This window comes from Prevotella multiformis (genome assembly GCF_018127985.1).
Taxonomy (GTDB): Bacteria; Bacteroidota; Bacteroidia; order Bacteroidales; family Bacteroidaceae; genus Prevotella; species Prevotella multiformis.
In genome coordinates, this window is the sequence record NZ_CP072357.1 from 1,258,227 (window position 1) to 1,270,508 (window position 12,282).

8 protein-coding genes are annotated in these 12,282 nt (G+C 49.1%); 4 read left to right on the forward strand and 4 right to left on the reverse strand.

What is annotated here, in order from left to right; all coding sequences use genetic code 11:
• Positions 1–87 precede the first annotated feature (87 nt).
• The 4 genes from J4864_RS05080 to J4864_RS05095 all read left to right on the forward strand — a co-directional run bounded on the left by J4864_RS05080 (position 88) and on the right by J4864_RS05095 (position 5,155).
• A complete protein-coding gene (locus tag J4864_RS05080; protein WP_211813950.1) occupies positions 88–1,167 on the forward strand; it encodes a S41 family peptidase in 1,080 nt (359 codons plus the stop codon).
• Between the two features lie 212 nt (positions 1,168–1,379).
• The gene (locus J4864_RS05085; RefSeq protein WP_211813951.1) at positions 1,380–1,877 is read left to right on the forward strand and encodes an RNA polymerase sigma factor; all 498 of its coding nucleotides are present in this window, start codon (positions 1,380–1,382) and stop codon (positions 1,875–1,877) included.
• Positions 1,874–2,572 (forward strand): DUF4974 domain-containing protein, encoded by a 699-nt coding sequence (locus J4864_RS05090; protein ID WP_211813952.1) that lies wholly within the window; start codon positions 1,874–1,876, stop codon positions 2,570–2,572. Before J4864_RS05085 ends, J4864_RS05090 begins: the two co-directional genes overlap by 4 nt.
• 6 nt (positions 2,573–2,578) lie before the next feature.
• On the forward strand, positions 2,579–5,155 hold the full coding sequence (locus J4864_RS05095) for an outer membrane beta-barrel family protein (RefSeq protein ID WP_211813953.1): 2,577 nt from the start codon (positions 2,579–2,581) through the stop codon (positions 5,153–5,155).
• 306 nt (positions 5,156–5,461) lie between these two features.
• Here J4864_RS05095 and mutS read toward each other — a convergent pair whose 3' ends face one another.
• From mutS to J4864_RS05115, 4 genes are all read right to left on the reverse strand, one after another.
• Positions 5,462–8,125, reverse strand: coding sequence for a DNA mismatch repair protein MutS (mutS, locus tag J4864_RS05100; RefSeq protein ID WP_211813954.1), 2,664 nt, complete (start codon positions 8,123–8,125; stop codon positions 5,462–5,464).
• A gap of 299 nt (positions 8,126–8,424) precedes the next feature.
• Positions 8,425–9,045 carry a hypothetical protein gene (locus J4864_RS05105; RefSeq protein ID WP_211813955.1) on the reverse strand — a complete coding sequence of 207 codons (621 nt, stop codon included), beginning with the start codon at positions 9,043–9,045 and terminating at the stop codon, positions 8,425–8,427.
• A 150-nt stretch (positions 9,046–9,195) separates the two neighbouring features.
• Positions 9,196–10,266 carry a glycosyltransferase family 9 protein gene (locus J4864_RS05110; RefSeq protein WP_211813956.1) on the reverse strand — a complete coding sequence of 357 codons (1,071 nt, stop codon included), beginning with the start codon at positions 10,264–10,266 and terminating at the stop codon, positions 9,196–9,198.
• Positions 10,267–10,433: 167 nt separating this feature from the next.
• On the reverse strand, positions 10,434–11,045 hold the full coding sequence (locus J4864_RS05115) for a DUF4254 domain-containing protein (protein WP_211813957.1): 612 nt from the start codon (positions 11,043–11,045) through the stop codon (positions 10,434–10,436).
• Between the last annotated feature and the right edge of the window lie 1,237 nt (positions 11,046–12,282).

Sequence of the window (12,282 nt, forward strand, 5' to 3'; positions counted from 1 at the left end):
CAAAGACCGATGCGGTCTGCCGGATGAACGGGAGGCTTTTCCTCAAGGACAATGAGCATGATCTGACAACACAAAAAGATTCCCTTTATGAACTTAAAACTGTCCTTTGCCTGCTTGGCTTTATCCTGGACACTGACGGCATCCGCAGCGCGACCTGACAGCATAAGCAGTCATCTGCAGGACTATCAATACCTCACACGGTTTACAGAAGCCAACCTTGCCACTTTCCCATTCATCTACGAAATGTACGGCAAGGAATATAGAAAACATAAAAAGGCCGTCAGAAAGAACCTGCTGAGAGGACAGGACATAGAGACCGCAACCTGTGATTATGTGTTCTGGTTCTTTTCTCAATTCGACACGCATTTTATTGTTGACCGGCATAAATTCTGGCAGGAATACGACCGGAAAGTGCATACCCAATACAAAGAGAAAATGGAATATGATCCACAGCCGCTTGCCTGTAGGGTTGATTCGGATACGTATCTGGTAAGAATACCCTCCTGTGGCGGGCAGGATCCCACCTTCGCATGGGTTGACAGCGTGGCGCAGGCATTTAAAAAGATAAACTGTCCCTACCTGATTCTGGACATCCGAGGCAATACAGGCGGGAATGATGCCATCTGGGAACCTTTCTTTGAAATACTTGCAGATCATAAACCTACCAAGAGTTGGAAAGTATTATTCAGATGCAGTCCTGCGAACATAGGTGTACTGATGAAACAAGGGGACATAACCCTCGCTGAAAAAGCGAAGATATCAAAGTCACAGTTTATACCCTTAAACGAAGAAGAAAACGATGAGGAGATAACTTTCTTACCAAGCAAGTTAATCAAAGTTGCAATCCTTGTCGATAACAGAACAGCAAGTTCCGGAGAAACATTAGTCCGTTTTACCAAGGATTACTGCAACCGTGGGAAAATATATGGGCAGGACAACACCAGCGGAGCCAACCTGTCGGGTAATGTAACCCCTTTCCGACTCCCACACAGCGGGATTACCTGCTATTACCCCACCTGTGTCGATGAGGACTTCGCCCTGCAGATAAAAAACAGAAAACCTGGCATCCGACCGGATGTAAAGATACCTATTCCACTTCCCGACACACTCAAAGACAATGTTGACACATGGGTGGTATGGGTTGCACGGCATTTGAAGACGAACTGAAAAAAGCAAGTCCTTTTTCATGACCTGACAAAAGACAGCGTACCAAAGGAACAGACCCCTGCCGTTCACTTTGCTACGATGTCTTCAAACTTTTATCCTGTCCCAGAACACATAAATTCCACTTTAAAGACAATTTGCGACATCAAGGGGTTGGGGAAATCCATCTTCATTCGTTATAAGAGTAAGAACAGAAAAAAAACGAATAGATATCTATGTCGAAAGAAGAAACCATTGAACACCTGTTCCGAATGCACTACGGTGCAATGTTCAGGGTGGCGGTGGCAATGCTGCATGATGCTGATGAGGCAAAAGACGCCGTGAGCGAAGTGTTTGCACGGCTGTTCCGCGGCAATGCCCGCCTGCCAGAGAAAGGAACAGACAGCTATCTGCTTGCAAGCGTGCGCAACCAGTGCCTGGACATCATCCGACAGAAACAGATGAGGGAGCGTGTCAATAAGCTGTTGACAACGGAAACCGAGCCTGACTTATCACTCATACAGCACCGGACGGATCGCTACATGGCATTATTGGCCTTTGCAGACAGCAGGCTGACATCACAGACCCGCACTGTCTTCCGCCTGCGCTTTGACAAGCGACTGTCCTATAAAGCCATTGCAGAACAGACCGGCATCAGTGAAGCCGCCGTCTACAAGCACTTGGCAAAGGCCATCAGGAAAATGAAAGAACAATTTAACCCCAACCAGAAATGAAGAAAGATAGTTACGGACGGATGGAAAGGCTGCTTGACATGACAGAGCATCCTGACCGATATACTGACGAACAGCTGAACGAACTGTTGCGTGATGACGAGTTGCGGCAGACCTATCAGCTCCTGTCAGACGCTGCCAGTGCATACGAGTACGGACGTACTTCCGATAAACTGACAGATGAGGTCATAGAAGAGGAATGGCACAAGCTGATGGAAAAGAAGTCTACTTCCAGACCTGTACACCATTACAACAGACAGATTGCAGCAGCAGTCATTGGTGTTCTCGCTGTATCGGGAATTGCCTTGGCTGCGGTCAGCATTGTCAAAGGTGGCAGAAAACAGTTGGCAACGGACGCAGATGTTGCGGTCACAGACAAAATGACCCATACTGAAACATTACGGGGAAAAGACTCAATACGCACAGCTTCCACATACAACAGGCGGCAAGAAACGGAAAAGGAGGCAGGGGAGACGGTTCCTTCCAGGCAGTTTGATAATGTCATGTTGCAGGACATTGTCCGGGAGATAGCCGGTTATTATGGGATAAGAACAGTCTGTCGTAACCCTGAAGCGGGACGGCTGCGGCTGCGCTTTCTTTGGAACAGAGACCAGAGCGTAGAACGTGCAGTAGAGGCACTGAACAGCTTTGAAAAAGTACAGCTGACTTTGGCTGACAGTACAATCACCATAGAGTAAAGCACTATGAGAAAGCATCTCTTTCTTGGCATACTGCTGCTGATTGCCTGTAGCGTGCAGGCACAGCACATCACCCGGAACTACAATAAGACTCCTCTGCCGTATGTGCTGACCGACATTGACAATGCCAGCCAGCGGTACACAATCAACTTCATCTATAACGAATTAGAGGACTTTACAGTCACAGCGAACCTACGTAACCGCACCGTTCCCGAAGCGGTACGGGAGGTATTGGGCTTCTATCCCATGCGCATGACCGTCAGTGACAGTATTATCTTCGTAGAGTGTACGCAGAAATCACCAGCAAAAGTCATCGGACACGTTGTTGATCAGCACAGCCAGCCTGTACCGTTTGCCAATGTAGCTTTGTTGAATCCATCGGATTCCGGCTTCATCAATGGCGGAGTGACCAATAACGGAGGCGATTTTGTCATTCCCTGCAGTCAGCGGAAGGTCTTGCTGCGGGTTTCTTTCGTTGGATTCGCTACTTACTGTAAGCTGGTCAATGCCGGCAATATCGGTACCGTCCGTATGAAGCCAGATGCATACAGGCTGAAGGCTGTGACAGTAAAAGGTATGCGTCGGGTTATCAAAAATGATGTTGACCGGCTGCAATATCTTGTCGACAATGACCCTTTCTCCAAGGGGATGAACGGTATAGAAGTGATGGGACGTGTACCGATGCTGACTGTCAGCGACGAGATCGTCAGCATCGTAGGCAAGGGCAGTACCCACATCATGCTTGACGGGCATATCCTTGAAATGACGGCTGATGCTGTCAAGGCAAAGCTCCGCAGCCTGAAGGCGGAAGATATTGAGCGTATAGAGGTAATAACCATTCCACCGGCAAAGTATAAGGCAGAAGCCAATGCGGGATACATCAACATCGTCATGAAGCGTGACCAGTCGAAAGGGTGGAGTGGGAGCATCAGTGAGGAGGTGCAGCGACAGTACCGTGGGAGGTATTTCCAGGATATAAACCTCAACTATGCCGGCAGGAAACTTGAGCTGTCCACAGGTCTGGGAATGTCTTTGGATAAAGTAATCAACGAGTCTTACTGTGTCTATAACTTCAAAGACGGTCATCAGCGCAGTACAAGAAAGCGGACCATAGCCCCCTGGCCGTCGTATAATGCAGATGCCATCGTGAAATATCATGCCACCCGACGGTTGGAACTGGGTGTTATGGCATCAGTCTATGCCGACCACACCTCTCCCCGGCACACGTTTGTTTCAATCAACAAGGACACGACATTTACGACAGCTCATGCCCCGGCTGTCTGGAACGACAACGTAAGTACGACACTGTATGCAGAATACAGGCTCGATTCATTGGAGAAGACCGTCAGCCTGAACTATAACATCTTCAACAGCAATGCCCCCACGCAAAGCGAGAACGTGTCGGTAACAAATGGGATGACCGAATCGCTGCGCAATGAAAGCAAGGCAAAATACCAGATAAACGCATTGAAACTTGATTTTTCCCTGCCTTTCAAGCATCTCTATATGGAGACAGGGGCATCTTTCTCTGCCATCCGCAACAAGACAAGTCTGATGCTGGAGAACTTTGCCAACGGACAGTGGAAGTACAATGCGGCCGAAAGCAATGATTTCCTGTACAAAGAGCGAACCCTTGCAGCCTATCTATCGGTAAAGAAACAGCTCACGGAAAAGCTTCAGGTGCAGGCCGGATTACGCTACGAACATACATGGACGGAAAGCAACCAGCTCACACAGGGACAGATCAGCCGCAGTCATTACGGACGCTTCTATCCCACGCTGCACCTGAACTGGCAATTGAAAGGGAATCAGAATCTGGCATTTGCTGCCAACTGGGGGATAGAACGACCCGATTTCAACGACCTCAATCCTTTCCGTATCTATACATCCACCACTGACTACATGACAGGAAACCCTTATCTCGCAGCTGCCTATACCCGCAACATGGAGATAAACTATAGCAATGGGAAAGGACTTTATGCCGTCCTCTACAGCAGTCATGGCAAAGGGGAGACAGGCTGGAGAACCACATTCCTCGCAAACGGAAGCCAGGTAACCGGTCCCTATGACGGCCTGCGCCATGAAAAGACCGGTGTCTATGCCAATTATAACCGCAATGTGCTGGCATGGATGAACCTTAACATAGGAGGAGAAGTATATTACTACGATTCCCATTCTGATTATCAGACAGACGTGCTACAGATAAACGGATGGGGCAGGCGGGCTGAGGGTTCGCTCTCGTTCCTGCTCAACCGGCAGAAAACGCTCATCGCCGAGATCAACTATCGGCACTGGTTCCGGGAATATTTTGCACAGACTCAAAGTGATCCTCATGCTTACCTGCGGATGAGCCTTAAATACAGCTGTCTGGACGACCGCTTGAAAATGAGTCTTACCATTGGCGATCCCTTTCATCAGAATATCAACCGGAACACCATATTCTACCAGGAGTACACCAACACGAACCGATTTGACAATCATTCCCGGTATATCGGATTCCGTGCTGCATGGTCATTCGGCGGCAGGCAGGTCCACCGCACCTACCATGACAACCGTGATACGGAATCTCAACGCGCAAAGTAGAGAAGAGAGCATAAATGACAGGAGTTATAATGCTCTTTATAATTTAGTCGTTATCATGATGTAAGTATCAAGAATATTTGCTGTCATTTTAACATTCCCAACCAACTGGCAGTATACTAAATATTTATAAGCCTATGCCGGATGACGGGAATGACAGTAATTTTGTTTTCCGGGAAATTATTCATTCAGAGAACCGGTAATATGTAGCTGTGAAAATATTGATGGGATAAGGCTTAATCAACTTTTCATATACCTGCCAATTCTTGCAAGTTCTTCAAAAACTTGCAAGAATTAGCAGATATTCAGTTACTGGCCTTTCAGTATTTTCTTAATGTCATTCAGCTTGTTGAGGGCTTCAACAGGCGTAAGGTTGTTGACATCCAGGCCGAGGATCTCGTCACGGATCTGCGTGAGGACAGGATCGTCGAGCTGGAAGAAGGAGAGCTGCACGCCTTCCCTGCTCTGGTCAAGCCGCTCAACGGCAGCCTTGCCGACGCCCCCCACCTGCGCATTATCCGTTTCAAGCTCCTTGAGAATGACGTTCGCACGCTTGACAATGGAGCGTGGCATGCCTGCTATCTCGGCGACATGAATACCGAAGGAATGCTCGCTGCCGCCCGGTTCCAGCTTGCGGAGGAAGATGATCTTGCCGTCGACTTCCTTTACAGAAACGTTGAAGTTCCTGATGCGTGGGAAGCTCTTCTCCATCTCGTTCAGTTCATGGTAGTGCGTGGCGAAGAGGGTACGTGCCTGTACACGTGGATGTTCGTGCAGATACTCCACGATGGCCCATGCAATGCTGATGCCGTCGTAGGTACTTGTGCCGCGTCCCAGTTCGTCGAAGAGGGCCAGCGAGCGTGGAGTGACGTTGTTAAGGATGTTCGAGGCCTCTGTCATCTCCACCATGAAGGTCGACTCCCCCAGTGAGATGTTGTCCGAAGCCCCCACACGTGTGAAGATTTTGTCCACCATCCCGATGCGCGCCCGTTCGGCCGGGACGAAGCAGCCTATCTGCGCCAGGAGCACGATGAGTGCCGTCTGCCGCAGCAGTGCCGACTTACCCGCCATGTTCGGGCCCGTTATCATCATGATCTGCTGGTGTTCCGTATCAAGCAGCACATCGTTAGGCACATACTGTTCGCCTATCGGAAGCTGTGTCTCAATCACCGGGTGGCGACCCTGCTTGATGTCCAAGACCTCCGAACCGTCTACCACCGGGCGTACATACCGCTGCTGCTGCGACACCTTCATGAACGAAAGCAGACAGTCGAGATGGGCAATGAGGTTGGCATTGATCTGTATCTGCGGAATGAACTCCTGCATATCCTGTATCAGTTCCATGAAAAGCTGCCCCTCCATCGCCAGTATCTTCTCGTCAGCACCCAGTATCTTTTCCTCGTACTCCTTGAGTTCGGGTGTGATGTAACGCTCTGCCTGCGCCAGTGTCTGTTTACGGATCCAATCCTCCGGCACCTTGTCCTTGAACGTATTGCGTACCTCCAAGTAATAGCCGAAAACGTTGTTGAATCCTATCTTCAGCGAGGTGATACCCGTCTGTTCTGCCTCTTTCTCCTGAATCTCCAGCAGATACTGCTTGCCGTTGTCACGGATAGAGCGCAGCTCGTCGAGCTGCCGGTCATACCCCGGTGCTATCACGTTGCCTTTCGCCGCCAGCTGCGGCGGGTCGGGCTGTATCTCCTTTTCTATTCTGTCACGCAGGGACTCGCAGAGGTTCAGCTGTTCGCCGATCCTTTTCAGCGTCTCGCTCTTTGCATAAAGACAGGCTGTCTTCACTGGCTGGATGGCCATGAGGGCGTTCTTCAGCTGCACTACCTCACGTGGTGACACCCGGCCGACAGCTACCTTTGAGATGATACGCTCCAGGTCGCCGATGCGGTGGAACTGCTCATCGATGCATACGCGGAAATCCGGCTCACGGAAAAGATAGTCCACTACGTCCAGCCGCTCATTGATGGGTTTTGCATCCTTCAGCGGAAAGACCATCCAGCGGCGCAGCATACGTCCGCCCATCGGCGTGACGGTATTGTCGATGACATCCAGAAGTGATGCACCGTCTTCGTTCATCGGTGCAATCAGTTCCAGGGAGCGGATGGTAAAGCGGTCCATCCGCACGTACTTGTCTTCTTCTATACGTGCCAGCGAAGTGATGTGGTTGATGTGGGTATGCTGTGTTATCTCCAGATACTGCAGGATGGCACCTGCTGCAACAATGCCGTTATGCAGGTGGTCGACGCCGAATCCCTTGAGGTTCTTCGTGCCGAAATGCTTCAGGAGCTTCTGGCGAGCTGTCTGGTCGGTAAACACCCAGTCGTCCATTTCAAACGTGCAGAGCCGTGTGCCGAAATAGCGTTCAAAGTCCTGTTTCTTCGCACGGTCGAAGAGTACTTCCTTGGGTTGGAAGTTGCCCAGCAGCTTCTCGACGTAATCAAAGGTACCTTCACCCGTCAGGAACTCACCGGTAGATATATCCAAGAAACTCACCCCACAAGACCCTTTGCCGAAATGCACCGCTGCAAGAAAGTTGTTCTCCTTGTAATTCAGCACATTATCACTCATGGCAACGCCGGGAGTGACAAGTTCGGTGATGCCGCGCTTCACCATCTTGTCCATTGCCGAAAGTCCTTTTTTCCCTTTGATGGCCTCGCGCTTCTTCTTCGGATCTTCCAGCTGGTCGCAGATGGCCACTCGCTTTCCGGCACGGATGAGTTTTGGCAGATAAGTATCGAGGGCATGATGCGGGAATCCGGCCATCTCTATCGAATCGCAGTTTCCTCCGTTGTTACGGCGTGTAAGGGTGATACCGAGTATCTTTGCCGATTCCACGGCATCCTCACCATACGTCTCGTAGAAGTCGCCGCAGCGGAAAAGCATCAGGGCACCCGGGTGCTGTGCCTTCATCGAGAAGAACTGCTTCATCATCGGGGTCAGTCCCTTGTCGTCCTTTGCCATATCTTTTACTTCCTTATTAAGTCTGTTTCCTATTTTATCCTTAGACTTACAAAATTACAAAAATAAGGAAGAAAGCCCAAATAATTAATTACCTTTGTCAAAAATAAACACAAACATGAATATATTGATCATAGGATTAGGAGTGTCGGAACAACTTATGGTTCTGTGTTCAAAGAGGCCGGTCACAACGTTGCACATTACATTCGGGAAGGAAGTAATAAAAAAACAGTTGTCTCTTCCGGTGTTTACAGTCACCGTGCCTGTATCATAAAATCGCCTTATCCTACCGCTTGATAAAGTCATTCGTTTCCTAATCCCTCATCGGCAACCTTTGGAGCCATGAATTTGACGACTTCCCTAAAAGCACTGATAGGGCTGATCTTTCGCTTTCTTATTTCATCACTTGACAGCAAAGCAGCCTTGTTTCCTTTATGTTCAACAAGGATAAAGGCCAAGTCATCATAACGCACACGCAGGCTGTCGGGCACTATCTGATGATAGGCTTTCCTGCATTTCTCCTGTTTCGTAAAGGAATCTGCACGTGAGCAGAGAAAGACAATGCGGTCGTCAATTCTGAAATAGTGCGAAGGATACATATCGTCAACAGACCATTCTCCACCCATAAACGCATCATGATAAGCCGGGTAGATTATAAAGATGTCATTGTTGATATCGACACCATTTGTTATAACACCATGGTCTTCGTATCCGTATCCAGATTCAAGAATGAACGCATTGTCCCTTGGATGTTGCTTGATAAAACGATGGATACAGCCCAGAAAGGCCGACTTCATCTGTGTGGTATCAACGAGAACCAAGCCGTCTAATGGATTACTGTCTGCTGGCTTTTGACAAGTCTTGTTGCAGCAGGAGGACAGGAGGGTAAGGAAAAAGACGAAAAGGAGTGCCGTTTGTTTCATATTTTCGGTGTCAAAAGCGAATGACTTCAAAGGGTTCAGAGGATATGGGAGAATATGAAAGGATTCAAGCCGACAGCCTTATCTGTAATTTCTGTACAATAAAGCTAACGGCCTGACCTGTTTAAGTTCTCTGTAACTTTTTGTGATTTATCATCTTCTGGTCTTCTGTCCCGACAGTAATCCTGCTTCGATGCGTTGTACGATTTCTTCAGGCAGGATATTGTTCATACAGGCGAAGTCGCCACGATGGCAGGGTCTGTTGCCGAAGACGGAACAGGGACGGCAGGGCAGGGTGGTAATCTGCACGGCATCCTCCGCCTTCTGGTTCCATCCCATGAATCCGCAGTAAGGGTGTGTTGCCCCCCATACGCTTACGACCCTCGTACCGGTAAGGGAGGCCAGATGCATGTTGGCACTGTCCATGGAGAGCATGGTGTCGAGGTGGCTCATGAGGATGAGTTCTTTGTCAAGCCCTTTCAAGACACTGGCGACACAGAGGCACTGTGGATATTGCGCTGCCCAGCCGTTCAGCACTTCAATTTCCTGTCTGCCACCGCCGAAGAGGAAGATGCGCCAGGAAGGATGCTGTTTTGTGAGCAGAGAGATGGCCTTTCCCATCTTCTCCTGCGGATACATCTTGCCGGCATGGGCAGCGAAGGGTGCGATGCCGATCCAGCATTCATCAGGCCGTTTTACACCTATTATATTAGGGAGGTTCCGGAGGTCGCCGCCTTCCTGCGGGAAGATGCTCTTGAAATCGGGTTTGACAGGATAGCCCAGCTGTCCGAGCACATCCGCATAGTTGCGGAAGGAGGTGGGCTGCTGTGCGAACACCTTGTTCTCCTTCCGGCACAGCTGCCTTTTCCCTTTCTTGTGCTTGTTGATATGTGCCACAGGGTAGCCGCCAAGAAGGAAGCGCAGGCGCAGGTAACGTGTGCGCAGAACATTGTGGAAATCGGCCACCGCAGTAGGCCGTTTGGCCACCAGACGGCGGTAAAGTCTGTTGAGCCCCATGAGTCCTTTGTACTCTCCTTTCAGGTCAGCCGCCATGAAGCATACGTTCGGTGCAAGATCCTGGAAGAAAGGCTGTGCGAAAGGACGGGAGAGCACGCTGATCCTCACATTGGGATACTGTCTCGCAAGCGAGTAGACGATGGGAACTGTCATGGCGACATCGCCCATGGCCGAGAAACGGATGATAAGGAGGTGCGGGGTCTTCATAGGATGATAGGCGGTGACAAGAGGCTGTAGGTAATGATGGGCGGTGATAAGCAGTAATGGGCGATGACAAGCGGTGAGGATTTTGCCCGGCTTGTCCCCTGACAAGACCCCTCATCGGTGATTACTCCCCTCTCCATTCGGAGAGGGGTTGGGGGTGAGGCTTGGGCTTACTTCTTCTTGTTATTATAAAGTATCGGATTTGTCGCAGGATCGTTGTACATTTTCATCTGCCGGTACACTTTCATGTACTTCCGTCCGTGCTGGATGTCATCGAGCAGCTGGTCGATGGCGAGGCTGAGGTCCTTCTGCTGTTCGAGGAGGATGTTCAGTTTCGACCTGCATTTCTCGATGTGCTCGGCCGGCGCATCCGTACGTTCGGTCTGCTCCTTCATGTGGTAGATTTTCAGTGCGAGGATTGACAGCCGGTCAACTGCCCATGCCGGACTTTCCGTGTTGATGGTGGCTTCAGGCAGCGGTGTCACATCAGAATAAAGCTGGCGGAAGTAGGAATCAATCTGCTCGACAAGATCCGTCCTGTCCTGGTTGGACCGGTCGATGCGGTGTTTCAGGCTCATTCCGTTCTCAGGGTCGATGTGCGGGTCGCGGATGAGGTCCTCGAAATGCCACTGGACAGTATCAATCCAGCACTTCAGGTAGAGCCGGTTCTCAATGGAATCTCTGTCATAAGGATTACTGATAGGTGTATCTACATTGTCCGTGACATGGTAATCACGGATTGCCTGATTGAAAATCTCGTTACAATGTTCTGTAAATGACATTCGGTTTTTGTTTTTTGTTTATTTTGCAAATATATAGTAAAATCCTCAAAACGCAAAATAAAAACCGTTGTTTTTCATTGAGCACCACCAAAAGACCATCAGTCAGAAAAGCGGCTGCATCCAGCTGCCACGCAAGGTCACTCGGTGCAGAGACACATCAGGATTACTTACGTTTTGGTTCTTCCGTTAAATGGATAGATGGGAATAGAATAAAGGGCTTGTGTACTTGCATAGTATGACTTTCCCAAAGCGGATGGTTTTACAAAAGAGGGTAAACTACAAGATAAAAGGCAGAAAAGACAAATTGATACGATGCCTGTCCGTCAGCCTGTCTTTCCGTCTTCTACAAACAACTTATTCTCAGATTATCGGTGTTTGTAAATATTTTTGTGCAGTGCAAAGCTGACACACGCTCTTCTGGCTTCTGAAAGAGGCCTGATTGGCCTGCAGCAGGTGCTCCTTTAGCGTGTTACCAACGCCCTTTTGAAGTCCAATCAAGCACCTTTTACAAACGACTTAACAACCGATTGATTGACTGCTGGTTACAAACCCGATTTTTGCACGTGTTCTTTACATTTACAGATGATTTGTTTGAAATCATGTAATGGTTTTTCAAAATCTTATCTGTCTTTTCAACGTATTAAAATGAAAAGGTCTTTGACTCGGAGGCTGATGACAGGATAGACAGTTGACGGTCTCGGCCATGTTTTTGTTTCATCAATCACTTCGGTTCTTCCGTTAAAGCTATATGAAAAGCATCTACGCATTTAACGGAAGAACCTACGTTTTCCGCATGACTCAAGCTTCGGATGTAGCCTAAACAGCCGTTTTTCCGACCATATCATCCATGTTTCACTTGTCACCATACGCTACAACCAGCTTACATCAGTCAATAAGGCGCATGGCCATGACAACATCGTCGGAATCTTCGAGGACATATATACGGAGATACACGAGTTGACCATGGTCGAAAATACGGGCCGTCATAACAGAAGCCGTAACTGAAATAACCGGTGCAGAATCAGGCAATCTGATGATACAGAGCATTGAAAACAACAAAAGACCGGAGACGCTTAGAGCAAACGCACAGACTCACTAAATCCGAAACTTGAGTAAAGACCACCAAACGGTCATCCGGCACCAGCCGCCCTTTCCAGAAAACAGGCGACACATAAAACGAGCAACAGGAACCGGCACCAAGCCTCTGTCCCCATTGCTCGTTTTGTCGTTTTCTCCA

Bases quoted from the DNA above. Each gene is read 5' to 3' on its own strand.
- J4864_RS05080 (WP_211813950.1), top strand. From the start codon at position 88: ATGAACTTAAAACTGTCCTTTGCCTGCTTGGCTTTATCCTGGACACTG.
- J4864_RS05085 (WP_211813951.1), top strand. From the start codon at position 1,380: ATGTCGAAAGAAGAAACCATTGAACACCTGTTCCGAATGCACTACGGT.
- J4864_RS05090 (WP_211813952.1), top strand. From the start codon at position 1,874: ATGAAGAAAGATAGTTACGGACGGATGGAAAGGCTGCTTGACATGACA.
- J4864_RS05095 (WP_211813953.1), top strand. From the start codon at position 2,579: ATGAGAAAGCATCTCTTTCTTGGCATACTGCTGCTGATTGCCTGTAGC.
- mutS (WP_211813954.1), bottom strand. From the start codon at position 8,125: ATGGCAAAGGACGACAAGGGACTGACCCCGATGATGAAGCAGTTCTTC.
- J4864_RS05105 (WP_211813955.1), bottom strand. From the start codon at position 9,045: ATGAAACAAACGGCACTCCTTTTCGTCTTTTTCCTTACCCTCCTGTCC.
- J4864_RS05110 (WP_211813956.1), bottom strand. From the start codon at position 10,266: ATGAAGACCCCGCACCTCCTTATCATCCGTTTCTCGGCCATGGGCGAT.
- J4864_RS05115 (WP_211813957.1), bottom strand. From the start codon at position 11,045: ATGTCATTTACAGAACATTGTAACGAGATTTTCAATCAGGCAATCCGT.